Origin of the sequence: Archangium minus, from assembly GCF_044360475.1 — a bacterium.
GTDB lineage: Bacteria > Myxococcota > Myxococcia > Myxococcales > Myxococcaceae > Archangium > Archangium minus.
Window position 1 is genome coordinate 3023429 of the sequence record NZ_CP043494.1, and the last position, 25077, is coordinate 3048505.

General features: G+C 66.1%; 18 protein-coding genes. 5 read left to right on the plus strand and 13 right to left on the minus strand.

The genetic code is table 11. From position 1 onward, the window contains the following. Nucleotides 1-14: 14 nt before the first annotated feature. Together tnpB and tnpA are read right to left on the minus strand one after the other, a co-directional pair. Nucleotides 15-386 (minus strand): IS66 family insertion sequence element accessory protein TnpB, encoded by a 372-nt coding sequence (gene tnpB, locus F0U60_RS12425; protein ID WP_395804316.1) that lies wholly within the window; start codon nucleotides 384-386, stop codon nucleotides 15-17. Next, complete coding sequence (tnpA, locus tag F0U60_RS12430) at nucleotides 380-757, minus strand: IS66 family insertion sequence element accessory protein TnpA (protein ID WP_395804338.1); 378 nt, start codon at nucleotides 755-757, stop codon at nucleotides 380-382. Before tnpA ends, tnpB begins: the two co-directional genes overlap by 7 nt. 51 nt (nucleotides 758-808) lie before the next feature. On the opposite strand from tnpA, the gene F0U60_RS12435 reads away from it, so the two are divergent. Then, nucleotides 809-1111 carry an SDR family oxidoreductase gene (locus F0U60_RS12435; protein ID WP_395818437.1) on the plus strand — a complete coding sequence of 101 codons (303 nt, stop codon included), beginning with the start codon at nucleotides 809-811 and terminating at the stop codon, nucleotides 1109-1111. Nucleotides 1112-1204: 93 nt separating this feature from the next. Here the strand turns inward: F0U60_RS12435 and F0U60_RS12440 are convergent, their stop codons facing one another. Both F0U60_RS12440 and F0U60_RS12445 read right to left on the minus strand, forming a co-directional pair. Beyond that, complete coding sequence (locus tag F0U60_RS12440; RefSeq protein WP_395818440.1) at nucleotides 1205-3319, minus strand: hypothetical protein; 2115 nt, start codon at nucleotides 3317-3319, stop codon at nucleotides 1205-1207. 168 nt (nucleotides 3320-3487) lie between these two features. Next, complete coding sequence (locus tag F0U60_RS12445; RefSeq protein ID WP_395818443.1) at nucleotides 3488-4279, minus strand: helix-turn-helix domain-containing protein; 792 nt, start codon at nucleotides 4277-4279, stop codon at nucleotides 3488-3490. Nucleotides 4280-4743: 464 nt separating this feature from the next. Between F0U60_RS12445 and F0U60_RS12450 the strand changes: the two genes are divergently transcribed. Then, entirely contained in the window at nucleotides 4744-5028 is a 285-nt protein-coding gene (locus tag F0U60_RS12450; protein WP_395818446.1) for a hypothetical protein, read from the plus strand. 20 nt (nucleotides 5029-5048) lie between these two features. On the opposite strand, the gene F0U60_RS12455 is transcribed toward F0U60_RS12450, so the two are convergent. The 7 genes from F0U60_RS12455 to F0U60_RS12485 all read right to left on the minus strand — a co-directional run bounded on the left by F0U60_RS12455 (nucleotide 5049) and on the right by F0U60_RS12485 (nucleotide 18876). Further along, on the minus strand, nucleotides 5049-11537 hold the full coding sequence (locus F0U60_RS12455) for an AAA family ATPase (RefSeq protein ID WP_395818449.1): 6489 nt from the start codon (nucleotides 11535-11537) through the stop codon (nucleotides 5049-5051). Between the two features lie 206 nt (nucleotides 11538-11743). Then, on the minus strand, nucleotides 11744-12352 hold the full coding sequence (locus F0U60_RS12460; protein WP_395818451.1) for a hypothetical protein: 609 nt from the start codon (nucleotides 12350-12352) through the stop codon (nucleotides 11744-11746). A 111-nt stretch (nucleotides 12353-12463) separates the two neighbouring features. Further along, nucleotides 12464-13474: a hypothetical protein gene (locus tag F0U60_RS12465; protein WP_395818454.1), complete on the minus strand. Its 1011-nt coding sequence runs from the start codon at nucleotides 13472-13474 to the stop codon at nucleotides 12464-12466. A 413-nt stretch (nucleotides 13475-13887) separates the two neighbouring features. After that, nucleotides 13888-14580: a Coq4 family protein gene (locus tag F0U60_RS12470; protein WP_395818456.1), complete on the minus strand. Its 693-nt coding sequence runs from the start codon at nucleotides 14578-14580 to the stop codon at nucleotides 13888-13890. Nucleotides 14581-14591: 11 nt separating this feature from the next. Continuing rightward, a complete protein-coding gene (locus F0U60_RS12475) occupies nucleotides 14592-15401 on the minus strand; it encodes an SDR family NAD(P)-dependent oxidoreductase (protein ID WP_395818458.1) in 810 nt (269 codons plus the stop codon). Continuing rightward, a complete protein-coding gene (locus F0U60_RS12480) occupies nucleotides 15398-17068 on the minus strand; it encodes a DUF6923 family protein (protein WP_395825211.1) in 1671 nt (556 codons plus the stop codon). The genes F0U60_RS12475 and F0U60_RS12480 overlap by 4 nt, the downstream gene beginning before the upstream one ends. Further along, on the minus strand, nucleotides 17068-18876 hold the full coding sequence (locus F0U60_RS12485; protein ID WP_395818460.1) for a flavin-containing monooxygenase: 1809 nt from the start codon (nucleotides 18874-18876) through the stop codon (nucleotides 17068-17070). Before F0U60_RS12485 ends, F0U60_RS12480 begins: the two co-directional genes overlap by 1 nt. A 96-nt stretch (nucleotides 18877-18972) precedes the next feature. On the opposite strand from F0U60_RS12485, the gene F0U60_RS12490 reads away from it, so the two are divergent. Beyond that, nucleotides 18973-19551, plus strand: coding sequence for a TetR family transcriptional regulator (locus tag F0U60_RS12490; RefSeq protein WP_395818462.1), 579 nt, complete (start codon nucleotides 18973-18975; stop codon nucleotides 19549-19551). Nucleotides 19552-19578: 27 nt separating this feature from the next. Here F0U60_RS12490 and F0U60_RS12495 read toward each other — a convergent pair whose 3' ends face one another. Continuing rightward, nucleotides 19579-20016, minus strand: a complete 438-nt coding sequence (locus F0U60_RS12495) for a DoxX family membrane protein (RefSeq protein ID WP_395818464.1) — start codon at nucleotides 20014-20016, stop codon at nucleotides 19579-19581. Between the two features lie 268 nt (nucleotides 20017-20284). Beyond that, nucleotides 20285-20593: a hypothetical protein gene (locus F0U60_RS12500; RefSeq protein WP_395818467.1), complete on the minus strand. Its 309-nt coding sequence runs from the start codon at nucleotides 20591-20593 to the stop codon at nucleotides 20285-20287. Between the two features lie 265 nt (nucleotides 20594-20858). Between F0U60_RS12500 and F0U60_RS12505 the strand changes: the two genes are divergently transcribed. Continuing rightward, nucleotides 20859-23735 (plus strand): tetratricopeptide repeat protein, encoded by a 2877-nt coding sequence (locus F0U60_RS12505; RefSeq protein ID WP_395818470.1) that lies wholly within the window; start codon nucleotides 20859-20861, stop codon nucleotides 23733-23735. Between the two features lie 160 nt (nucleotides 23736-23895). Continuing rightward, a complete protein-coding gene (locus F0U60_RS12510) occupies nucleotides 23896-25050 on the plus strand; it encodes an alkaline phosphatase PhoX (protein ID WP_395818473.1) in 1155 nt (384 codons plus the stop codon). Nucleotides 25051-25077: the final 27 nt, after the last annotated feature.

Sequence of the window (25077 nt, forward strand, 5' to 3'; positions counted from 1 at the left end):
CGCAAGAGGTATTCTCAAGCAACCGACTTCTCAGGTGGGGGCTGCCAGCGAGGCCGGCGGACACTGGCCTTCAAATCAATCCCCTCCAGCAGCAGGGTGAGCTCCACCGCTTCCAGGATGACGGCGCCCGTGTCCTCCGGTAGCGGGCGCGGCAGGCGGAAGCTGCCCTTCTCCAGGCGCTTGGAGAAGAGGCAGAAGCCACCGGAGTGCCACCACAACACCTTCACCATGTCGCGCGTGCGGTTGAAGAAGACGAAGAGGTGTCCACTCAGCGGGTCCTCTCGCAGGACCTGTCGTGCCAGCAAGGACAGCCCGTCGAAGGACTTGCGCATGTCCACCGGCTGGCTCGCCAGGTGGATGCGCACCGAGGAGGGTAGTGTCAGCATGCTTCCTCCAGCGCCCTCACCAGCCGCGCCAGCGCGTGCGCGTCGAAGCCCGGCTCCACTCGGATGCGCCGGCCCCTGGCCAGTAGCACCTCCATGCTGGCTGTGCCCGGTGCCCCACGTGCTTCTGGCGAGGGCGGCGCCGTGACGTGCACCGGGACGAACGAGAGCGCCGGGCCCGCCTCCCCGGCCCGCCGCTTCTTCCACCACCTCAGCCGCTGTGGCGTAAGCCCATGGCGGCGGGCGAACTCCGCCACCGACAGCCCGCTCGCCTCGTAGGCCTCCAGCACCGCCTGCGCTTCGGCCTCCGTCCAGTAGTTGCTTGCCGCCGCCCTCGCCAGCGTTGCGTCCACTCTTTCCGTGTTGCGTCCCATGTCTACACCTCCTGGAACGCGACGCTGAACGGCTCCTCCCTCACGCGGAAGGTGTGGTCCACCGAGCGCTTACGGCTGGGCTCCATCGACAACACCTCGGGCGGCGCCTACGGCTACCGCATGTCCAAGGCCGCGCTGAATATGGCGTCGCGCTCGCTGGCCCAGGATCTCCGGGACGAGGGCATCGTCACCGTGGTGCTCAGCCCGGGCTGGGTGCGGACCGACATGGGGGGCTCGGATGCTCCGACGCCGGTGACCGAGTCGGCCGCGGGCCTGATCGGCGTCATCGACCGGCTCACCCCGCGCGACAGCGGTGGCTTCTTCGACTTCCGGGGCGAGCGCATCCCCTGGTGAAGGGGCCCCGGCGCCGCTGCTCGCACGGAGCATTGAGCAGTCAAGGGCCGGTATCCACGCCTGGATACCGGCCGTGACGCATTCCTCAGTCGATTACTGTCTCACGATTCGAATGCCGTACCAGTCGCAGCCGACCCGGGCCTTGCCAAAGAAGCTGCCGGATCTCATCTCATAACTGTACGTGCTCTTACCGAACGCGGTGTTCCAATCCCATTGCCAGTGATTCTCGTGGCTGTACCCCTTGGCCTTCTCCACCTTGCCGAACGACCACCGCAGATGGTTCGCCTCGTTCCAACTGTTGATCTTCTTGGTATAGGCGGCGTACCGGGTGGGGTAGGTCGAATCAATGGAGGAAATGAAACTGTTCTCGATTTGCGTCCAATAGTTGTTGAACACGCCGCCAACGATCTGGTTGAACTGGCTGTCCACGAACCGGTTGACATCAGACTGGTTGAGCCAGCGGCCCAAGAGCGAATTGTGGACATCCACGTCCATGGCTTCGAACACGTGATTGCCCAGCTTGAAGTTGAAGAGCTTGGTGAAGTTCGGCCTTGGGAATTGACTCGTTGGCGGGGGAATCAAGACGAGGTCGGTGTGCAAGTCCATGTTGTCGCACCCGACGATGATTTCATCCGCGTAAGAGGGTCCCCAGTACTTGATGCCCAGGAACTTCTTGCGCCTCTGGAGCTTGCCCTTGATGTAGATGGCTCGGTAGAGGAGCAGGTCCAGGTTCTTGGCCTTGAACATGAATCGTCGATTGCCACCGAACTCCTTGGTCTCGGCTTTGTTGAAGCCGCTGTCCACGCCGTAGAGGGCCATCGTGGGCTGGGTGCCACCGCAGGTGCTGGTGCCACAGTCATTGGTGCAGGTCGCCGGCGTCTCCCCACCATTGCAATACCCATCACCGCAGTAAGGAGGTGGAGGACCATCGCTCAGACACTCGAACTCGTCTTCACCGTCATAGTCATTCACCACCGCCTGGCAGCCTGAAATATTCCAGACATTGTTGGGCTTGGCGGAGACGGTGACCGGCCGGATGGCTGTCGCGTTGGGCCAGAATTTCTGACAATACTCAACCCCGCCCAGGTTGCAGCCGGACGAGCAATCCGAGTCCGCTGACCATGCGCCTCCCGCGTTCTGGTGGATGTTGACCTTGCCGCACCAACGCGAGATCCGTCCGAGCACGTATTGAGGGGTCCTGTCGCTACCCGCCATCTTCTCGCTCTTGATGTCGAGCCGGACGATTCCGGGCGCCACCTGGTAGGCGTCGTTGCCCAGAGCCGTCTCGCCGGGAACGGTCTTGTAGTTGGGATCGAAGGCGATGCTTTCCTGATTGGTGGCGAACCAGCTCTTGAACGAAGCCAGTTGAGCCATGTCCACCTTGAAGAGACCAATATCGGTGAACTGGTAGAGCTTGCCGCCGGCAATCACCTGGAGCTCTGGGTTGACCAAGGCCTGCAAGGCGTCGTCGTCCACGACGTGGGCTTTCATGTCTCGCAGGTACTCGGCCCGGTCCACCTCATACGTGGTCTCGTTGGCCGGGAACTGGCTCAGGTGTGCCTTGAGGCTCCCAAAGCCATTGGGCAAGGTGTTGGCCGCGGAAGGATTGGCTGACAGCGTGTGGTACAGCGAGTTGAAGTCCTCCTCAGTTGGGAACTGGAGCACTCCGCTCGGAAAGTTCGTGTTGGTGACGAGGGTGGGGGCGCGGCAATCGCTGGCGCAGGTGGCGGCGGTTTCACCATTGTTGCAGCGGCCATCTCCGCACGTGCTGGCGATGCCGCAGTCATTGGCGCACCAGAGAGGATTCTCGGTGCCGGAGCAGACGCCATCTCCGCACGTGCCGCAATCCGTGGGGCAGGACGACGGAGTCTCTCCCTGCGCGGGATTGCAGCTGTTGTCGCCGCAATAGGGTCCGGCCACGCACTCGAACTCGTCGTTGCCGTCGTAATCATCCACGATGGCGCCGCAGCCGCCGGTGTTCCAAACGTTGTTGGGCTTGGCGGTCACGGCGACCTGACGGACGCTCGTGGTGGCGGGCCAGAACTTCTGGCAATACGAAAGCCCGCCAAGGTTGCAGCCCGAAGAGCAATCCGCGTCCGATGTCCAGGCGCCCCCCGCGCTCTGGTGGATGTTGACCTTGCCGCAATAACGGGCAAAGCGTCCCAGCACTGTTCCGGATGAGCTCGCGGCCGCGGTTTGGTGGGCCAACTGCTCCTGTGCGCCATCTTGCGCGTTGGAGCTGGAAAGCTCAGGTTGCTCGGTGTTTCCGCAGGCCGCGGCGAGCACCGCGAGCGTGACTGCGGTGAGTGATAGTAATCGTGGGGGACAGAACACCATGGCTCCTTTATCTCGGGTTCGAGTTCAACAACGTCAGGCTCAAGGCGGGCGAACAGGGACCTTGCCGGCCGACGCCCAGCGATCGACGATGTTGCCGGGCGTGTAGCCGAGCAGGCGGCGGCACGTGCGTGAGAAGTGGGCGTGATCCGAGAAGCCCGCCGCTGCCGCCGCGGTGGTCAGCGAAACGCCCGACAGGGTGATGCGCAACGCGCGGACGAGACGATTCCACAACAGCCAGGCACGCGGCGAGATGCCGATGTCGCGGAGGAAGAGCGCGCGGAAGTGCTGCATCGTCACGTCGAGGTGCGATTGCAGCTCGAGCTCCTCGCCATCGCCACCATCGAGGTGAGCGCGAAAGCGCTCGATGGCGTGCTCGACGCGCGCATCGAAGTTCGTGCGACGGATGGTGCTCGGAAACGCGATGGCCTGCAGCTCTTCACCGAGCTCGCCGAGATGCGAGAGGCTCTCGAGATAGCGCCGTGTCGACCAGACCGAGTCGCGCAGCCGGCGCGCCGAGGCCGGCTCAATCGGCGCTGTGCCGCCGAGCGCCCGCGTGCGCGCGTACGGCTCGCGATTGTGCTCCGGATCGATCAATACCGTAATCACCGGGCCTCGGCTCTCCACGCACGAGGCGATGTCGCTCGGAATCACCACCACCGGCGCGCGCACCAGGCGGCCGCCTGGCTCACGCACGATCACGTCGGCGTCGAGCCCAACGAGCAGCTTGATCGCGTGTGATTGATGGAGGGTGGTGTCGAGGTCGAGCGAGAAGCGGGTGGCGCGAGCGTGGCCGATCGTGATGTGGGGGGGGGCTTCGTGCCTGTTCTTCACTCTCGCTGCTCCCCTCTGCCTCGCCAGGGTGTTGCCAACATTTTGGAGTCAGGGTTCATAGGGCGTCTCTCGTAATCGAGTTGCACAACGAGCTACAAGAGCGAAGTCAACCAAAAGGTGACTGTGGCTGTTACACGCCCTAGACATGTCCCAAGCTGTTTCAAACGCGAGCCCTATTGAGCCGACCGCACGTCCACGCCTTCCGTTCGTTCAACGAAGGCCAGAAGTAGCTGGAGCGCTGGGGACGAGGCTTGAATGAAACGCAGATTTTGTGGTGTTGAGATTTAAGAAAGCCAAGAGGTCCAAGGGCCCCTGCCGCGCCTCTTCTGGGCAGGCGTGTACCCCTCAGGTTGCGCCCTCACATTTCCTGAGAAGGGTTTCTGATTTTTTCTCAGCGAGTGAGGTGGTGGTGTTTTAATGGGCGGAGCCCTTGGACAATGCCTGTCCGGGCCATAGGAGCTCTCATGCGCGGTCCCTTGCGGTCCTTCGCCCTGGTCGTCTTCGCTCTGGGCTTGCTGTCGAGCCTCCCCTCTGCCGCACATGACTCACTCCGCGAAAGGATCGACGCCTTCGTGCGCGCGGAGCAGAACCTGGGGCCCGCGGGACCGCTGATCCTGGCGAAGCGGGAAGTGAAGGGCGATGACCGCGTCTACACCTATCTGGTGCAGTTCGGGACCGTGACCTACCGCTACTGCGTGTCGCTCATTCCGGATGGCCGGGTGTCCGCCTTCGAGCTGCGCGAGAACTGAGCAGGGAGACACGGAGCTGACTAGCTCCTCCTGGGCGCATCCCCGGCTGTCTTCAGCAGCAGTGTCTGTTGCCTCTGGCTGGTGCTTCGCGGGAGCTCGACGAAGAACGTCGTCCCCTTCCCGGGCTCGCTTTCCACCCAGATTCGCCCAGCGTGCGCCTGGACGATCTGCCGCGAAATGAAGAGCCCGAGGCCGAGCCCTCCGTAGCCGTGCGAGGCAGCGCGCTCGAAACGCTCGAAGATCCTCGCCTGGTCCTCCTTGGGGATGCCCATGCCTCGGTCATCAACCCGAAGCAGCGCCTTTTCTCCCTCGCTCCACACCTTCATCCGGATGGGGCGATTCGCTCCGTACTTCATGGAATTCGTCAGCAGGTTCATCACGACCTGCTCGAGGCGAAGCCTGTCCCACTCTCCCACCACCGGGAGCTCGAGCTCCAGCACAAGACTGCAACCGGCTCGCTCAAGCTGCTCGGCGAGACGGTCCGCGACCTCCCGCGCGAGGGCGGCGAGGTCTACCTCTTCCAGGCGCAGCTCGAGCCGCCCCGTGTTGATACGGGAGACATCGAGGAGCTGATCAACCAGCTGCGTCAACCGCTGTATCTGGTCACCGAAGGTCTCGAGCATGCTCGAGACCTTGTCGCCGAGCTGTAGTCCCAGGGGTTGGCGCGCGAGGGCGAGCTCCACCTGCCGGGCGCGCAGTTTCATGGAGGTGAGGGGCGTCTTGAGCTCGTGTGAAGCGATCGACAGGAATTCATCCCTCACGCGGATGGACTCCTGGGCCTTGCGGTAGAGCAGGGCATTGTCGATGGCGAACGCCGCTCGGCGTCCCAGCTCCTCCGCCAGTGCCAGATGGGCGGGGCCATATCCACGGCGTGACCGCGTGGAGAGCAGCGACAGCACGCCGAGGCAGCGCCCCCTCGCCCAGAGCGGCAGGCAGATGGAGGGTTTCCCCTCCAGCTCCCTCAGTGCGTTCCACCGGGCCTCCTCTGGAAGGGGCTGCCCCAGGAGCCCGGGCATCCCCGGGGAGAGCTCCGGCTGGCCGGTGCATATCACCCGGTGCGGGCCGGTCGAGGTGCTGGCGTCCAGCGGATGGCCCTGGAGGAACTCGCGCACGCGCCTGGCTCGAGAGGGGAGGACATCGGCCACCGCCACCGGTTGCTGCTGCCCGCTCTCGTGGAGCGCGAAGACGATGCACAGGTCCCCCAGAGTGGGGACTACGAGCTCGGCGATGCGCTGGAACGTGGTCTCGTAGTCGAGCGAGGTCACCAGCTCCCGGCTCGCTTCGGCTAGGAAGCGCTCCGCCACTTCCATCCGCTTGCGCTCGGTGATGTCCGTGGAGATGCTGCAGAGCGCGTAGGATGCCACGGTCGCGTCCTTGAGGGGAAACTTGACGGAGAGGTAGGTATGCGGGCCGTCTTCGTGGGGCATCTCTTCCTCCCATTCCAGCGCCCTGCCAGCCGCGAGCACTTCGCGGTCATGGGCCCGGAATTCCTCCGCCAGCTCCTTCGGGAAGACATCCTCGTCGCTCTTGCCGATGAGCTGTTCCGCCGTGACCCCGAAGAGGCGCTCGAAGCGCCGGTTGACCAGGAGGAATCGTCCCTGGGAGTCCTTGATGGAGACGAGCGCGGGGGTGTTGTCGATGATTGACTGGAGCTGGCGCTGGCTCCCGCGTAGCGTCTCCTCCGCCTCCTTGATGTCGGTCACGTCACTGAAGACGGCGACCCCACCTCGGAGGGCGCCGAGGTTGTCCTTGAGCGGGCGGGCGGTCACGCGCAGCCACGCCCCTCTCTGTCTCGTGGGGTGGCGCATGAAAAGCTCCGCCCTGTCCACGGCCTCGCCCCGGATGGCCCGGGCGAGTGGCAGCGCCTCGGGTGGATGGGGTGTCGCCTGGTCATGAAGGTAGAAGCCGTAGCGCTCCGACCATTGCTCGGAGGTCGACACCTTGGTCTCCCCGACTCCCATGATCTGTTCCGCTACCGGGTTGACGAGCACGAGCCGACCGGTTTCGTCCGCCACCGCCACCCCTTCGCCCATGCTGGTGACAATGGACTGGAGGAGTTGGCTCTTGGCATGGAGCGCCTGCTCCGCCTGCTCGCGCTCCCGGATCTCCTCCTTCACTGCGGAATAAAGCCTGGCATTCTCGAGCGAGATGGCGGACTGGGAAGCCAGGAGCTCGAGCGTCGCCACCCGGTCCGTGGAGAAGGCGTTGCTCGTCAGGTCGTTTTCCAGATACAGGAGCGCTACCAGCTCGCCCTGTCTCAAGATGGGCAGGCACAGAGCGGAGCGGGACCTCCTCGAAGCCGCGGGGTCGTCCAGGCCAGATATCCCCGGGGCTGACGAATCTCCCAGGATGACTCGCTCCCGGGTCCGCTTCACATAGTTGATGAGGGCTTGGGGCGGAGCCCGCTCCGAGGATGCTGGAGGGAAGAGCCGGACCACGACCTCTCCCTTTTCGAGCCACGCCTCGGCGCTGGTGGACAGCTCTTCTCCACGGCGCAGCATCAGGTAGCCCGTCTGGGCGCCTGCCTGCTCGAGCAGGACGCGCATCAGGGTCTCCAGGAGCCGATCCAGGACGATCTCCCCGGAGATGGCCTGAGAGGCCTTCATCACCGAGAGCAGATCCAACTGCTCCGGGCTCGTCGAGATCGTGGCGCGCAGGGGAGGCTCGGGTCGCTCCAGCAGGTCCGGGTAGCGCTCGTCGAGTTGCCGGACCTTCCCATCGGCCTCCCAGCTCGCATAGCAAGCCCGGGCCTTGCGGAGATAGGTATGGGCGAAGTCCTCATATCCCCGCTGGAGGTAGAACCGGGCGGCCAGCTCGTAGGCGAGGCCCTCGTTCTGGACGAAGCCGTTCTCCCGCGCTGACCGGATCGCCTCCTCGTACAGGTGCATGGCCTCCGGGTCTTTACCGAGGAGGCGGGCGAGCTCCGCCGAGACCAGCGCGGAGATGTTGAAGAAGGTCTCCGGGCAGTTCTCCGCCCATTCCTGGAGCTGCCGCTGATGGGTGGCGAGCGTCTCCAGGTGGCGCGCACGTTCCTCGGGTGGAACCTTGTCATGGCAGGCCGCCAGGGTGAGCGCGTCATAAAAGTAGTACGCATGGATTTCGAAGAGTCCTTTCGATGCCCACAGGAGCTCCCTCGCCCGGGACGCCGCCGCGAGGGCCTCCTCGTAGTCTCCGGACATGAAGCGGGCCTGCAGCTTGAGGATGTAGTAGTAGCAGACCATCGGGGGCAGCCGGTCCTGGGTCAGCCGGGCCTCGAATTCCTCCTGGTTGAATCTCTCGTCGGAGAAGGTCGAGAAGGTCCGGGTGAGCCCTCGCATGTTCCGGATGAAGCATTGACTGCTGACGATGGCGTCGCAGACATCCTGGAATCTGGCCTTGCGCACGTAGTCCAGCCGCAGCTCGGACTCGCGGTAGACCTCGCTCAGTGGGACTCCCAGGAAGATCAGGTTCGTGACGATGTGATGACAGGCGTAACAGGAATCGGCGAGGTGGCCCCTCTCGATGCCTACCTGGAATGCAGTCTTGAAATGGTCGAGCGCCTCATGGAGCGGCCGGGTCCACCAGGCGATATGCGCCATGGGCATATAGACGAGGGGCCCGTAGGCGAGGATGTTGTGCTTTTTGACGAGGTCGCAGGCCAGCTTCGCGAAGCGGTAGCCGTCTTGGTAACGGTGGAAGGAGGGGCCGAGGGTGACACCGAAGCTGGCGTAGCCGTAGGGCGTGGCGTCGGTGATGCCATGGCGGAGGCTGAGGTTCACCAGGTGGCAGAGGTGGAGGTGGAACAGGTTGGCGTCCGTGAAGAAGGCCGGCGAAACCATGGCCACCAGCACTCTCACGGCGGCCTGTATCTCGAGATCCTCCATGAAGGGGAGGTCGATCAGCTCCTCGATGCGACGGCCGCCCAGGCTCGCCCAGACCTTCTCGTATTCCACCTCGACCTCGCTCCAGCTGGGATGGGGCGACATATGGATACCGAGGAGCTCGAGGCATTCCAGGGCGACATCGACGGCTCTCGTGTACGCCGATTTCGTGACATGGAGCTCGACCAGGACGCGATAGGCCGCGGCCTTGTCGACCCGCGTCCTGGCCCGCTCGATGACCCGGGTGAGCAGCCGCTCCGCCTCCTTGGTGCCGCCGCTCAGGAACTCGCACTGCCCCAGCTCGTAGTGCAGCGCATACGCCAGCGCGTACTGGTCTTCCCAGCAGCTCTCGGTGAGCAGCGCCACGCCGGCGGACAGATACTTGACGGCGGAGCGGTAGGCGGTGGAGGCCTTGGCCTTCCTTCCAGCCAGGAGGTTGAGGCCCGCGATCCTCTCCTTCTCCTCGGGGGAGACGACGGCGGAGGCACCGAGGTCGAGCTGGTCCACCACGTCGAAGACCCTTTCCTCGACCTCCGCTGGCGGGAGGTGGGCCAGCAGGAGGCGGCCGCTGCGCAGGTGCACCTCGCTTCGCTGCTCCTCGGGGATGAGGGAATAGGCCGCCTGCTGGACCCGGTCGTGAAGGAATCGATAGGCATCCCCCGTCCTCAGCATCAGCCCTTCCCGGACTGCTTCCCACATCTCCCGGTGGAGCTCCTCCTCTGGCTTTTCGCGAATCACCGCGAGCAGCCTGGCCTCGATGCAGTCGCCGACTCCGGCGGCGAGCATCAGCGCCTTCTGGGTTGGAAGCGGGAGGCGTTTCAGCCGCTCCTCCATCAGCTCGACGACGTTGTCCGTATAGCTCTTGGCTTGAATGCGCGTGATGTCCCAGCGCCACACTCCCGCAGTCCGATCGAACTCCACCAGACCTTCCTGATAGAGCATCGTCAGGAATTGGGTGACGAAGAAAGGGTTTCCCTGTGTCTTCTCCTGGATGAGTCGGGACAGCGGGTAGGTCTGGCGCGGCTCCTGGTGCAGGGTATCGGCGACGAGCTGGTTGAGGTGCTCGACGGAGAGCGGCGAGAGGACGAGCTCGTTCACGACCGCCCCCGTCTTACGGATGTCGCTCAGCGTCAGCATCAAGGGGTGGGAGGGACTGACCTCGTTGTCCCGGTAGGAGCCAATCACCAGGAGGTGCCGGGTCTCCGGGTGGGTGATGAGGTGTTGGAGCAGCCGCAGGGTGGCGGTATCGGCCCACTGGAGGTCATCGAGGAAGAGGGCCAGTGGATGGTCCTTCCGGGTGAACACTCCCATGAACTTCTGGAAGACCTGGTGGAAGCGGCTCTGCGCCTCGAGCGCTGGCAATTCCTGGAGGGGTGGCTGCTTGCCGATGATGAGCTCTATCTGGGGAACGACATCGATGATGAGCTGCCCGTTGGGCCCCACGGCGTCCTGGAGCCGCCGCCTCCAGTCCGCGAGCTGCGCTTCGTTCTCGGTGAGGAGGTGTTGCACGAGCTCATGGAAGGACTGGGAGAGCGTGGCGTAGGGCGTGTCCCGCTTGAACTGATCGAACTTGCCCGAGAGGAAGAACCCCCTCGCCCTCACGATGGGCCTGTGCAGCTCGCGCACCAGTGAGGACTTCCCGATGCCGGAGTATCCGGAGACGAGCAGGAGCTCGGGTGCCCCGCTGGAGACGACCCGCTCGAAGGCGTCCATCAGGGCGGCGACCTCCTCCTGGCGACCGTAGAGCTTCTGCGGAATCTGGAAACGTTCCGAGACGTCATGCGTACCGAGAGGAAAGGGCGTGATGGACCCGTGCGCCTTCCACTGCTCGAGACACCTCTCCAGGTCGGACTTCAGGCCGAGCGCGCTCTGGTAGCGCTCCTCGGCCATCTTGGACAGAAGCTTGAGGACGACCCGGGAGAGCGCCTCGGGAATCGCGGGGATGATGTCGGAGGGATTCGGCGCAGGCCGGGCGATGTGGCAGTGGACCCAGCCCAGGGCATCGCTGGCCTGGCAGGGCAGGGTACCGGTGAGCATCTCGAAGAAGGTGACTCCCAGCGAATACAGGTCGCTGCGGTAGTCGACAGCCCGGTTCATCCTTCCAGTCTGTTCGGGAGACAGGTAGGGGAGAGAGCCTTCGAGGAGCCGAGGGTTCTGCACCCCCTGGTATTCCCGGGGGAGGAGTGAGGCGCTCCCGAAGTCGGTGAGCTTCACTTCGCCGGTTCCGGGGTGGACGAGGATGTTCTGGGGCTTGACGTCCCTGTGAGCGACGCCGTGCCGATGGACCTCGGCGAGAGCCTGGGTGATTCGGATGGCAAGCTCGAGGAAGCGCCCGGGCTCCATGGGGGCGCCGAGGAATTGCGTGAGGCAATGGCCGCCAAAGTCTTCCAGTACCAGGACCAGCCGGTCCCGGCTGCGCTCCAAGGCATACGGCCTCACCGCTGCCGGGCCCCCCACCTTCCTCCCTATCTCGTACTCACTCTTCAGTCGCTCGAGCTCTCGAAGGGCTGGGTGCTCGGCGCGAGGCAACTTGAGGATGACCGGTCGCCCATCCTGCTCCCTCGATGCGCGGTAGACGAGGGTTGAGGCCCCTTTTTGGAGCGTTTCGGTAACGGCGTATCCCGGAAGAGCAGGCGTACCGACGGGCATGCTGAAACGTTAACCACGCCATGTGCCGGGGCAGCCCGACTACCGCGGGGGCGGAGCCGAAGCCGGAAGACCCCTCCTGGGAGATGGCCTGGGCAGGCGTGTGCCCAGAGGGGGCTGCACGGCCTGCCCGCCAGCCTGGCTCACCTGGGCCATCTTGTCCGAGCCCAATCGAGGTGAACGAGCGGTATGCCGGAGTTCTCGGCGTCCTACCTCCAGGCGACGTGGTAGGCGCAACTGGCTCCTCCGCGCTTGCGGCAGGGCCGGGTGGCGTCATGGAGGATGGTGGCGGTGGGCTGGAACCGCTGCGCCATGGCGATGATGATGCCCCGGTCGAAATCGCACGGGTACGGTGTGGAGCTCTGCATGGTGATGAGGTTCTTCCCCGGCGTGTGCGAGTAGCCGTAGTGGCCGATTCCCTCGCGCATCTCGCCCGTATTGGGGCTGAACATGGTCTCGCCGCGCACGGCGTGGTTCATGTGGTACGCGACGTCGATGCACTTCAGCCCGCTGTGAATATCCGTCACCGTGGGCGGGAAGACCGCGTTCTTCGGCGTGGTCATGCCCGACTGGAACAGCAGCACGTGGCCGAACTCGTTGCCGATCCGCTCCAGCGTCGTCAGCCAACGCTCCAGCGGGTACCAGGAGCCCGGTTCGAACTTCACCGCCCCGGTGCCGTCATCGGCGCCCAGGCCCTCCTCGAGGAGGATCTTGTTGGCGAGGAGCGTGAACGAGCCGAATCCGTCGATGACGATCTGCAGGTTCGCGCCCAGCACTTGGAACTGTCCGGGAACGAGCTGGTTCCGAGGAGTCGGCATCTTGGTCTCTTTCTTGAGGTCCAACGCGGAACGCCCTGGGTTGGGATTGAGCAGGCTCTGCATGACGGTCACCTTTCCGGCTGCAACAGGAGATGGATGCAACGGGCACTGTCAGATGTCGCGTACGTCACCCGGGCAGTTCACCGACGTCTCGCCCGGATCCGCGATGGCGTTGCCGCAGCGCGGGGGGCAGTCCGAGGGACTGTTCCTGTAGTTCTCGCCCGCGCTCACCAGGCACAGCCCGTCCCCGGAGAAGGGCGTTGGCAGCGCGAAGGCATTCGGCCAGATGGTGGGCTGGCCTCGGTCACCCGGGGCGAAGCGGAACCAGAGGCCCCAGACGAACTGGGTCTTGTCCTGCGTCTTCACCCAGCCGCGCCGCGCGAGGTGCGCGCCCAGCGAGGGGCCGGACTCCAGCGCCGAGACGCTCGCGAAGTCCGGAACGCCAGGGGTCACCGGGCCCACGCGCTCCATCGTGTACACGACGGCCGCCAGCCGGGCCTCGGGGTTGTAGACGAGCCACACGCTGGCCAGCCCGCGCGCCTTCGCCTCCGCCACCAGATCCTTCCAGCGCGACTCGAGATAGCCGCGGTGATTGCCCCTGGGCAGCGCGAAGCGCTCGGTCCGGACCACGTGCTGCCGGGTGCGCAGATCCTTGAAGTCCTTCACGCCGATGACGCTGTAGGCCGTGCATTCGGTGCTGGCGAAGTAGGAGCGCTCCGAGAACACGACGCCATCCAGCCGGTACTCGTTGGGCACCCACCGGGCGTACTCCTCGGCGTGCTTCACCGTGTCCACCAGGTAGCGCCCACCGCTGTAGAGGTACGGGTCCGTCTCCGTCGGCAGGCTCAGCGGCAGGTACTTGAAGAGGACGCCCGGCCGGGCCGCCAGGTACATCCGGTCCCGCTCGATGACCGCCGGGGCCTGCTCCACCGGGAGCGTGGGGTAGAGCTTGTAATCACAGAAGGTCGCGCCCCGCACGCCGCGGGAGATGCCCTCCACTCCCTCCACGTCCTCGAGCTGGATTTCCTGCGACGTCTGCTCTGTCGTCGACACCGACTCCGGGAGCTCGCTCCCGCCACCGCAGGCCATCACCAGAATACTCAGCGTGAACAGTCTCTTCATGGCAGTCACCCCGGAGTCCCCGAGCCGCGTCACCGCGACTCGTCGGACTGCTACAGGGCAAGCCTCGTGCCCGCTTCGCGCGGGGCTCGAGCGCACAAGGCGCCGCGAAATTTATTGAGACCTGACGTTTGAGCACGGGGAAAGCCTGTGCAAGCTGGCTAACCCTGCGTGGTCATCCATGACTCCGGTGTCATTCGTGACTGCGAACCTCGAAGGGGAGCGGGCCGCGCGGATTCCTGCAGCCACCTCGGAAGTTCGCGCCACTGTGCCGGTATGACTGCGGGGCCAGCGCAATGCGCTCCATTGCCCTTGCATCATTGCGTCACGGATGGTGCCAGCTTCCCGCGGGAATTCCTCACCGGGTCCACCCCAGGGTCCCTGGCACCCTCACCTCGTTCGGTCCGAGCGCCCCGTCAGTTCATCTGCACCGCGGGGGCGCACAGCTGCGCGCGCAGCGTGGCCACGGGCGTTTCCCAGTGGTGCTCGTACCAGACGTCGAGGAACAGCTTGGACGCGCGGCCACGCTGGTACGCGGCCTTCAGCCGCTGCAGGTACGTGGGCAGCGCGAAACCCGACTGCCGCTCCTTGAGCTGGCCGAACGTGCCGAACGCCAGGATGAGCTTCGCGGTCTGGATACCCAGGTTGCCCAGGGCGTACGCCTGCAGCTCCATCTCGCCCATCACGTCCGTGCCGTAGCCCGTCAGCAGGTGCAACACGTCATGCGTCTCGCGGTAGCGCTTGCCGATGAAGTCGATGTCGTTCTTGAGCTCGAGCGTCGTCTTGAAAGGCGAGATCTTGTTGTCGCGGAAGTAGCGCGCGAACTCATGGCCGAGCGTTCCCTCGGGCAGGCGCTCCAACGCGGTCAGGTCCAGATCCTCTCCCTGCAGGGAAGGGCGCTCGGACAGCATGCGGCGCCCCCCCTCGCTCTGCTGGAGCCGCTGGACGAGCGAGGCGTAGACGTTGAGGTCCAGGCAGATGTTGATCAGCTGGCCGCAGGTGGGGTTCGCCGGGTCGTTCTTGAGCACCTGCAGGCACTGGAGCGCCACGTGCAGGCGGGTGAGCAAGGAGGCGTTGTCGGGCAGGGACAAGGTGTTGGGATCGGCCATGGGAATCGCTCCTATTGCGGCAACAAACTGCTCATCTGATCGAGGATGAACCGCGCCGCGCGCTGCGGGTGCAGTCTGTAGATGGCATCCATGAGCCTGGCGTCGGAGCCCACCAGGACGCGGTAGCGGTTGCTCTCGATACCGTCGAGGATGATCCGCGCGGCCTTGTCCGGGGACAGGATTTTGACCGGCGGCGCCTCCCCGCTCTTTACCTGCAGGGTATCCATCACCCCCGAGTTTACCGCGATGTTCGTGCCAATCGCGCCCGGGAAGACCACCGTGACCCGCACGTTCGTCCCCTGCAGCTCCGAGTTCAGACCTTCCGTCAGCAGCTTCACGGCCGCCTTGGAGGCTCCGTAGATGGTCTGTCCCGGCACGGGCAGGAAGCCCCCCATGCTGGAGATGTTCGTGATGTGCGCCTCCGGGCGGGCGAGTAGGTGCGGCAGGAACGCCTTCGTCATGTAGAGCGTTCCGAACAGGTTGACGTTCATCACCCGCTCGATCGCCGCGAAGTCGAGGTCCTTCAACTTGACGAAGGGTTGAATCACGCCCGCGTTGTTGATGATGCCGTCGACGGCCCCGAAGCGGGAGATGACCCGCTCCGGGAGCGCCTCCACCGCGGCCCGGTCCGTGATGTTCACGGTGTAGGTGGCCAGGTTGCTGCTGTTCATCCCCGCCAGCCTGGCGGTCTCCTCAAGGGCCGACGCGTTGATGTCCACGGCGGCGACGCTCGCGCCCCTCGACAGAAGAGCGAGGACGAGCTCCCTGCCCATGCCATTTCCGCCGCCGGTCACGACGACGATCTTGTTCTGCACCTTCATGGCTGTGCTCTCCTCTCCTCCTGCGGCACGGGAACGAACCGGTAGAGCGCGCTCTCCACATCGGACGACAGATAGATGGTCCCCGAGCCGCCCACGGCGACCCCCGTGGGGATGTACCCGGGTGGCATGCCCGCGCTCTCGGGCAGCCCGATGCGCAAGCCGCTCGCGATGACAGTGGAGCGGCCCGTGGCCGGGTCGATGCGCACCAACCGCTTGCGGCCCACCTCGGCGACGATCAATCCGCCGTCGGGATGCCGGGCGATGCCCTCCGGTGCCTTCAAGCCCTTGGCCACCGTGCGCCGGGTCCCATCCGAGAGGCGCACCCAGGTCACCCGCCCCGAGCGCACCTCGGTGACGTACACCCCCGGCTCCTTCGCCTCCGTGTCGGCCACGAGCCCCACCGGCCCCTCCAGGCCCCCGGTCAGCACCGTGGTCCCCGCGGGCTCGGCGGCATCCACCCGCACGAGCTTGCCCGTGGTGGCCTCGGCGAGCAGCAGCGTGCCATCGGGGAGCTCGAGCGCGCCCTGGACGCCATTCGTGTTGGGAATCGTCCGCAGCACCTCTCCCGAGGCCCGATCCAGGACCTGCACATTCCCCAGGTAGGCACTGCTCAGCACCACGTGCTTCGCGCCCAGGCTCACGTGCATTGGGAAGGTCATCCGGGTGGAGAGGACCCGGGTCGTCTGGGAAATCTTCCCATCTCGCCCGCCCACCCGGCGAAAGGCATACACATCCGCCACGTACAGGTTCTCGTCCGGATCATCCGGCGCGACGGCGAGGCCCGAGGGCACGCTCAAGCGCGCCTCGACGAGCGGCCGGATGGAGCCATCCGCGGGATTCACCACACGGATGTCGTTGTCCACCATGTTGGACACGTACACCTGGTCATCGGGGCCGACCGTCAGGTTGTCGAGCCCCGTGGGCAGCTTCGCGACGACCGTCTTCTCTCCCGTGGCCACCCGGACGCGGACCAGCTGGCCCAGCACCGAGTCCAGCACGTAGAGGTTCTCGCGGCTCGCATCGAAGTTGGTGGCGACCGGCATCGCGAAGCCCTGCGCCACGGTCTCGATGCTGCCCGTATCCACGTCGATACGGACAATCTGCCCCTTCATCAGGAGCGGGCCGTACAACCGGTCATCCGGACCGAACTCGAAGCCGTTGAGGAAGCCGTGCCCGGAGAGGATCCGCCGGGGAGGCTTGCGCCCGCTTGGATCCACCTCCGACAGTACATCATCGCCCCGGCCGAGCTGGGTGACGTAGAGCCTGCCATCGCGGCGGAAGGCCAGCGAGTTGAGGCCCGGCAGCTTCTCGGCGATGACGCGCGTCTTTCCATCCGGGGTGCGCCGCATCAACCGGCCGGAGAAGAAACCGGTCCAGTAGATGGAGCCATCCGGGCCCAGGGTCACATCATCGGCACCGCCCAGCGGAGGCCCCACCAGGGTGCTCACCGCACCGTTGCTCAAGTCGATGGAGTGGACCGACTGGCCGAGCAGATTGCTGGCCAGCAGGTGCCCCTTCCCATCGAGCGCCAGCCCATGGACGCCCTGGAAGGGAGAGCCGGCCACCACTACCTCCTGCCGGTACGCAGGTGGAGGGGTGGCGGAGAGAGCCTGGCCGCTCACCAGCAGCAGCCCGGCCGCCAGGGTCTTGGAGAGGAATCGCGTCATCACGGGTTGTTGCCTCCCTGGGTGAGCTCCAGGCCCGAGAGCTCACCAGACTTGCGCCAGTTCTCCAGGATGTCGATGAACTCGAGCGTGCCGCCCCCGTAACCGGCACTGCGAATCAGGCTCGGGTCGGGCTTGGCACCCTCGTTGTTGATGTAGCCGGGCGTGCATTCGGCACCGCCGAAGACGTGGCCCTTCTGGAGGCTGACGAGGATCTTCCCCCACCACTGCTCCTGCGCCTGCTCCGTCGGTTCGACCGCCTCGACGCCCCGCTTCAGGCTCTGCTCGACGATGTAGGCGGCATGCCGCGCCAGCTCCCCGAGGATGTGGACGAAGTTGATCGCCCAGCTGCTCTGGATGAGGCCGATCAGCAGGAGGTTCGGATAGCCGCGGCTGGTCACGCCGTGGAGCGTCGACGGGCCGTCGGCCCAGGCTTCGCTCAAGGACCTGCCGCCGCGCCCGCGGATGTCGAAGCCCAGCTTGCGGGTGTAGTCGCCCGTGACCTCGAAGCCCGAGGCGTAGACGAGGCAGTCGACCTCGTATTCCTTGCCCTTCACCACCACGCCGTTGGGGGTGATCCGCTCCACGCCCTTGCCGTCGGTATCCACGAGCTGGACGTTGGGGCGGTTGAACGTATCCAGGTATTCGTCGTGGAAGCAGGGCCGCTTGCACAGCGGATCGTAGTAGGGCTTGAGCGCCTCGGCCGTCACCGGATCCTTGACGATGGCGGCCACCCGCGCGCGGATCTCCTCCATCTTGCGGAAGTTGGTCAGCTGGTGGATCTCCGCCGCCTCCTCGGGGCTCTTGGCGCGGCGGGTCTCGGAAGCATCGAAGAGAGAAGTCCACCCGTCCCGCACCAGGTCCACGTCCTGCTGGAGACCGGAGACGAACGCGGTGAAGTTGCGGATGCGCTCCTCCTGCCAGCCGGGCTTGAGCGTCTTCACCCATTCCGGGTCGGTGGGCTGGTTGGCCCGCACCCCGACGCCCGAGGGCGTGCGCTGGAAGACGTACAGCTGTTTGGCTGAAGCACCGAGTTGGGGGACCACCTGGACCGCCGTCGCGCCCGTTCCGATGATGCCCACGCGCTTATCTGCCAGCTTGGTCATTCCGCCCGTGGGGCCGCCGCCGGTATAGGCATAGTCCCACCGGCTCGTGTGGAAGCTGTGGCCCTTGAAGGTCTCGATGCCCGGGATGCCAGGCAGCTTCGCCTTGTGCATGATGCCACCGGCGATGATGACAAACCGCGCCGCGAGCTTGTCGTCTCGAGTGGTCGTGACGTTCCAGCGCCGGGTGTTCTCGTCCCAGTCCATCCGCTCAATCTGGGTCTGGAACAGCGCCGCCTTGTAGAGGTCGAACTGCCGGCCAATGCGCTGGCAGTGGGCGAAGATCTCCGGCGCCTTGGCGTACTTCTCCTTGGGGATGTAGCCGGTCTCCTCCAGCAGCGGCATGTAGATATAGGACTCCACGTCGCAGGCGGCGCCCGGATAGCGGTTCCAGTACCAGGTGCCGCCGAAGTCGCCGCCCTTCTCGACGATGCGGAAGGAATGGACGCCGGCCTGGCGCAGCCGCACCGCCGCCAGCATGCCGCCAAAGCCACCGCCGACGATGAGCACGTCGATCTTCTCCGCCAGCGCCGGACGCGTGAAGCCGGGCTCGACGTAGGGGTCCTTGTCGAAGTCCGCGTAGATGCCGCTGAGGTCGCGGTACTGGGCGTTGCCGTCAGCACGCAGCCGCTTCTCGCGCTCGAGCCGGTACTTCTCCCTCAGCGCTTCCGGAGAAAAAGAGAGCTCATCCTTCTTCGACGCAATCATCCGCAATCCTTTCGACCTGACAGCCGCGGCGCATGTACACGGCTGTGTACATCCTGGACATAACCTATTTGCTGTCCTAAGTAAACGGTGGTGTACATGTCCAACCCTTCTGAGCCCAAGAGGCCGGGGCGCCAGCGAGATGCCGAGCGCACTCGCGCCGCGATTCTCACCGCCGCCCGAACCCTGTTCTCCACGAGGGGCTTCGTCCAGACCGGTGTGCGCGAGGTGGCGGAGCTCGCCGGGGTGAACTCCGCGCTCGTCGGCCGCTACTTTGGCTCGAAGCTGGGGCTGTACCGGGCGACGCTGGAGGTGCTCGACATCACCCCGGCGCTCGAGGGAGACCGGCGCCGCTTCGGCAAGGACATGGTGGCGGCCTTCTTCGACTCGCCGGACGCATCGGGCCCTCTGCTGATGATGCTCCTCTCGGCGGCTGACCCCGAGGCGCATGCGGCGAGCGTCGAGTTCCTCCAGATGAAGGTGATTACCCCGCTGGCCCGGTGGCTGGGACCCCCGGACGGCGAGGGTCGTGCGGTGCGGCTCAGCATCCTCTGGAACGGCTTCCTCACCAGTTGGAAGCTGCTGCCCCTTCAGGGGCTCTCCGGGGCGCGCCTCACCGCCACCCGCCGCTGGCTGGAGGACGCGACCCAGGCGATCGTCGACGAAGGCGCCGTCTGAGCGCTTGCCGCGGGCCGGATGGCCGCGTCACTTCGCGCGCTTCGACTCGCGATAGGCCGCCCACGCGCCGGTTGACCAGAGGGCACAGGCGACGAGGACGGGCTGGAAGAAGAGCCGGATGAAGCGCGCCCTGTCGGTGTCGAGACCGAACGCGCTGATGCCATGGACGTACTGCGAGATGTTGCCCGGGAAGATCGCGACGAAGAACGCGGCCACCACCCACCCGACTTGTGGGCGCAGGCGGCGCGCGAAGATGAGCGCCGCGCCGAGCACGAGCTCGACCACGCCCGAAGCGAGGACGACGAAGTCGGCGTCGAGGGGGACCCACTTCGGGACCTGGGCCTGGAACTCGGTGCGGGCCCACGTGAGGTGGCCCGCACCCGCGAGGAGCAAAGAGGCTCCCAGCCAGATGCGTGCAAGGGTTTTCAGGAGACTGGGGCGTGCCACGGCAACGTCTTGAGACATGACTCCTCCAAGGGAAGTTCGTGGATGCTGGCCGGCAGGCCGTGAGCAGTGGATGCCCCTCTGCGCTCGCAACTGACCTCGCCCCGCGTGTGGATGGCGCGTGTCAGGGCCTGATGCTCCTCTGTCCTGAGTGTCGTTTAGGATTGAATCGTGCGCAATCTTTTTTTGGAGAGGAGGGGCCCGGGAGCGCGAGCGATACGGGAGCACCTGGGACTGCCTACAGCAGGTGCGATCCTGGCCGCGGAGCAAGGGCCAGGCCGCGATGAGGTCACTCCTTGTCGAAGAGGTTGTCGCCCTTCAGGCGGCGGATCTCGATCTGCAGATTCCCGCCTTTCAGCGCCTCCTCGAGGGGTGGATAGTGGCGGCGTCCCCCTTCGACGAAAGAGAGCACTCCGAAGCTCGCGGGGACGCCCCACTTCAGCTGGCTCGTGGCCACCAGGGTCTGCTGCCCTGACGCATCGTCGCTGTCGGAGTAGGCGGCGGTGAACGCGATGGACGTGGGCTTTTCGTATGCGTGTCCGGCCAGCAGCACCAACACACCCCCCATGCGGCCCCACTTCCACAAGTTGCGTGCCATGTTCGCACTCCTCATCGGCTTCAGGTCCTGACGGGTACCCGACTGCATTCCGCGTACCACGCCAGCCCACATGCGCGCGTGCTCGAGTTCATAAGGTTCTCCCGTCGCGTATCGTCACGTCTCCATGAGCCAATCCTCGTCATCAGGCACTGGGGGGTGCCCACCCGAGCAGGCGCTGATCAGCTTCGCCTCGGGCTCGCTCCCTGAAACCGAGCGCTCTGCACTCAATGCACACCTGGTCCGATGCAGCGTGTGCTTGGAGGTGGTGTCGGCACTCATCGCGGAGAACGGCCCCGCCTCCAACGTCTCGTCACGGTCCCAACCCGCGCCGGTGCTCGCCCGCGGTACGGCCATGGGGCGCTACCTGGTGCTCGATCCCATCGGGCTCGGTGGCATGGGCGTGGTGTACTCGGCGTATGATCCAGGGCTCGACCGGAAGGTCGCGCTCAAGCTGCTGCCGCCAAACGGCCCTCACGGGGCCTCTTCTCCCGAGGGCAGGAATCGGCTGCAACGCGAAGCTCGCACGCTGGCCCGGCTGTCTCATCCCAACGTCGTCACCGTCTATGACGTGGGCAGCGAGGGCGAGCAGGTGTTCGTGGCCATGGAGTTGGTGGACGGGCAGACGCTCAGGACATGGCTGTCCGCCGGTTCTCACAGCTGGCAACAGGTGTTGCACTGCTTCGCGGAGGCGGGCAGGGGGCTCGTCGCCGCCCATGCGGTGGGAGTCGTCCACCGCGACTTCAAGCCCGACAACGTGCTCATCGGGCGCGAGGGCAGGGTGCGCGTCACGGACTTCGGTCTGGCGCGAGTGACGGAGGTCACGCCGGACACGCTCGCTACAGCCGAAGCGGGGGCCGCTCCTGGCGCGAACGGACTCACCCACGCCTCGAGCCTGTCAGGCACGCAGGCCGGCACGCCCCGCTACATGGCTCCCGAGCAGTGGCGGGGCGCGACCACGGGCCCCTGGACGGATCAATTCAGCTTCTGCGTGGCGCTCTGGGAGGCGCTCTATGGGGAGCACCCCTTCACCGGCACTTCGCCCGCTGAGCTGAAACAAGAAGTCACCGCGGGCCGCCTGCGCGCCGCGCCTGCTCAGCGCCACATTCCCGAGCGAATTCACGCAGCACTCGTGCGCGGGCTCCAGCCCGAGCCATCGGCTCGCCACCCATCCATGGAGGCACTGCTGGCCCTGCTGGAGAGCGATCCGGCGCGGCGGCGCAGGCACATCGTGGCGCTGGTGGGGGCGGGGGTGTTGCTGCTGGGGTTGCTGGGAGCAGGCCTCGCTCAGTGGACGTACCGCTCGGCCCAGCTGTGTGCCGGAGGGCCGGCGCGTGTCCAGTCCGCCTGGGGCGCCGCGACCCGGGAGCGCGTGCGCCGCGGGCTGCTGGCCAGCGGGGCTCCCGGCGCGGAACGGACCTGGGAGCTGCTCACCCGGAGCGTGGATGCCTACACCTCGGACTGGGCCTCCATGCACCGCGAGGCCTGCGAGGCCACGCGCGTCCGGGGTGAGCAGTCCGAGCAACTGCTCGATCGTCGCATGCTGTGCCTGGATCATGCGCTGCAGCGCATGTCGGCCCTGGCACGTGAGCTGGAGCACGCCGAGCGCGCCACGGCGGACAAGGCGCTGGACGCCGTGCATGCGCTCCCGGCGCTGAGCGAGTGCGCCAACGCGGCGGCGCTGCTGGAGGCTCCGGGATTGCCCCAGGATGCCTCCGTCCGGCAGCAGGTGCTCACGCTGCGCGGACAGCTGGCGGAGCTGGAGACGCTCAAGGAGCTGGGCCACCTCAAGGAGGCGCTCCCACGCGCTGAAGCACTGACCCGGGCCTCCGAGGCGGTGGCCTACCCTCCTCTGCAGGCCGAGGTGCTCCTCCTCGAGGGAGAGCTGCGGCAGCTGGATGAGCAGATTCCGCAGGCGCTCGAGCGGTTCCACCGGGCGGCGCTCCGGGCGGAGAAGGGACACGAGGACTCGCTCGCCACGCGAGCCTGGACGCTGCTGGCCCTGCTCTACGGCACCGAGCGGAAGGAGTTCGCCGAGGCGCACCGCTGCATCGACTATGCCCAGGCGAAGCTCGACCGGCTGGGCCACCGGGACCTGCTCCTGGAGACGGCGCTGCTGGGGACGCGCTCGGGGCTGGCGGACCGGGAGGGAAACTACGCCGAGGCGGTCAACCTGGACCAGGAGCGCGTCAAGGCCTTGGAGCAGCAACTCGGGCCAGACGCGCCCGCCCTGGCCAGCGCCCTGTACGGTCTGGCCGCCTCGTTCTACATGCAGGGGCGATCGGATGAGGCCTACGCCGCCATTCGTCGCTCCCTGGAGTTGTACGAGCGTCACTGGGGGCCCGAGACCATGAAGCTCGCCACCGGGCTCAACCTGCTCGCCATCATCGCCAAACACCGGCATCAGCTCCCCGAGGCGCGCGAGGCGTATGAGCGGTCGCTGCGGATCTACGCGCGTCTGTCAGGTGAGCAGTCCTCCCGTTATGCCCAGACGCTGTCCAACCTGGCCGCCCTGCTCGACGATCTGGGTGAGTATGAGCAGGCGCTCGCCGCGTTTCAGCGCGCCGTGGACATCGAGCGCGCGAGCAAGGAAAAGGACTCGGATTCCCTGGCCAATATCCTCACGAACATGGCCTCCGTGTACAGGAGCCTCGGGCGATTCGAGGAGGCGCTGGCGGTCAGCAACGAGGCGCTGTCCCTGCGCACCACGAAGTTCGGTCCTCGTCACGTCCTGGTGGGAGTGACGCTGGACTCGATAGGCGTCTCGCTGATGAAGCTGGGGCGGTACACCGAGGCTCTGGAGCACTTCCGGCGCGAGCTGGAGATCTTCACCGCCTCGTTCCCGGCAGAGCATCCCCATGTGGCCACGGCCCATTACCAGGTAGGTCTGGCGCTGGCCGGGCTGGGACGGCTCTCTCAGGCGCGCGCTTCCCTGGAGCGAGCACTCGCCATCTTCGAGCGGCGTCCAGACCTGGGCCCGGAGCAGGCGGAGACGAGATTCCGTCTGGCACTGCTCCAGTGGGAGAACGGCGGCGAGGATCGCGCGCGGGCGCGTCAGCGGATTCAAGAATTGAGAGAGCAGCTGAAAGGGTCCGCCCGTACTGAAGCGGATGAATGGCTCGGCGCCCATCCCGAGTCCCGCTGAGAACGGGGAGCGATTGCAGTCCCCCTACCGCCTTTCCACCCCGCTCGGACCCGTCACCCTCCCTCGACCAGTTCGTCAGCCACTCCTGACCGGGTGTTGACGATGCCCGCGCTGCGAAAACGAAACGCTCCACCTTCCCTCACGAACGGGAGGAGTCCGCATGCGCTTGAATCGTCGTCACTTCCTTCATCTCTCCGCGGTGGGCAGCGGTGCACTGGTGTTGGGCCCCGGCTTCTGGAAGAAGGCCTACGCGGCGCCCGCCCAGCCCGGGCCGAGCCCCTACGGCGCCATCTCCGGCTCGCCCGATGCTCAGGGCGTGCGGCTTCCGGCGGGCTTCGCCTCGCGCATCATCGCGCGCACGGGCGAGGTGGTTCCGGGCACGAGCTATACCTGGCATGGCAGCCCGGACGGCGGCGCCTGCTTCGCCACGGGTGACGGCGGCTGGGTCTACACGTCCAACAGCGAGCTACCCCTGGGTGGCGGCGCGTCCGCGGTGCGGTTCGACGGTGGCGGCAATGTGGTGTCCGCGTACCGCATTCTGAGCAATACCGTGAGCAACTGCGCCGGTGGGCCCACGCCGTGGAACACGTGGCTGTCCTGCGAGGAGTGGGACGGAGGCCACGTCTGGGAGTGCGACCCGTTCAATCCCTCGCAGGGCGTGGAGCGCAAGGAGCTGGGTACCTTCGCGCACGAGGCCGTGGCGGTGGACCCGCTGGGCCGACGGCTGTACCTGACGGAGGATCGCTCCAACGGACGCTTCTATCGCTTCACACCGTCCAACTGGCCGTCCCTGGAGTCCGGCACCTTGGAAGCAGCGCGCATCTCCGGTGACGCGCTGGCGGGCACCGCCACCCTGAGCTGGTACAAGGTGTCCGCGTCGGTGCCCGCGTGGCTGCAGCTCGCGGCGCTGTGGACTTCGGCCTTCGACGGGGGCGAGGGCTGCTGGTACGACAGCGGCGTCGTTTACTTCACCACCAAGGGCGACAACCGCGTGTGGGCCCACACGCCTGCCACTGGGCGGCTGGAAATCATCTACGACGACGGCCTCCACCCGGACTCGCCGCTCACTGGCGTGGACAACGTCACCGTGTCGCGCTCGGGCGACCTCTACGTGGCCGAGGACGGCGGCGACCTTCAAATCTGTATCATCACCCCGGACCGGGTGGTGGCCCCCTTCCTCCAGCTCGAGGGCCACGCTGGCTCGGAAATCACCGGCCCCGCGTTCAGCCCGGATGGGCACCGGCTCTACTTCAGCTCGCAGCGCGGCACGAATGGCCGCGGTGTCACCTTCGAAGTGACGGGGCCGTTCCGCTGAGCCGAGATGTTGCCCGGACCCCAGCGC

Excerpts from the sequence above, each read along its gene's own strand:
- F0U60_RS12470 (WP_395818456.1), bottom strand. The coding sequence starts at position 14,580 with ATGGCCGATCCCAACACCTTGTCCCTGCCCGACAACGCCTCCTTGCTC.
- tnpB (WP_395804316.1), bottom strand. The coding sequence starts at position 386 with ATGCTGACACTACCCTCCTCGGTGCGCATCCACCTGGCGAGCCAGCCG.
- F0U60_RS12500 (WP_395818467.1), bottom strand. The coding sequence starts at position 20,593 with ATGGCACGCAACTTGTGGAAGTGGGGCCGCATGGGGGGTGTGTTGGTG.
- F0U60_RS12460 (WP_395818451.1), bottom strand. The coding sequence starts at position 12,352 with ATGCCGACTCCTCGGAACCAGCTCGTTCCCGGACAGTTCCAAGTGCTG.
- F0U60_RS12480 (WP_395825211.1), bottom strand. The coding sequence starts at position 17,068 with ATGACGCGATTCCTCTCCAAGACCCTGGCGGCCGGGCTGCTGCTGGTG.
- F0U60_RS12450 (WP_395818446.1), top strand. The coding sequence starts at position 4,744 with ATGCGCGGTCCCTTGCGGTCCTTCGCCCTGGTCGTCTTCGCTCTGGGC.
- F0U60_RS12490 (WP_395818462.1), top strand. The coding sequence starts at position 18,973 with ATGTCCAACCCTTCTGAGCCCAAGAGGCCGGGGCGCCAGCGAGATGCC.
- F0U60_RS12510 (WP_395818473.1), top strand. The coding sequence starts at position 23,896 with ATGCGCTTGAATCGTCGTCACTTCCTTCATCTCTCCGCGGTGGGCAGC.
- F0U60_RS12455 (WP_395818449.1), bottom strand. The coding sequence starts at position 11,537 with ATGCCCGTCGGTACGCCTGCTCTTCCGGGATACGCCGTTACCGAAACG.
- F0U60_RS12475 (WP_395818458.1), bottom strand. The coding sequence starts at position 15,401 with ATGAAGGTGCAGAACAAGATCGTCGTCGTGACCGGCGGCGGAAATGGC.
- F0U60_RS12495 (WP_395818464.1), bottom strand. The coding sequence starts at position 20,016 with ATGTCTCAAGACGTTGCCGTGGCACGCCCCAGTCTCCTGAAAACCCTT.
- tnpA (WP_395804338.1), bottom strand. The coding sequence starts at position 757 with ATGGGACGCAACACGGAAAGAGTGGACGCAACGCTGGCGAGGGCGGCG.
- F0U60_RS12485 (WP_395818460.1), bottom strand. The coding sequence starts at position 18,876 with ATGATTGCGTCGAAGAAGGATGAGCTCTCTTTTTCTCCGGAAGCGCTG.
- F0U60_RS12465 (WP_395818454.1), bottom strand. The coding sequence starts at position 13,474 with ATGAAGAGACTGTTCACGCTGAGTATTCTGGTGATGGCCTGCGGTGGC.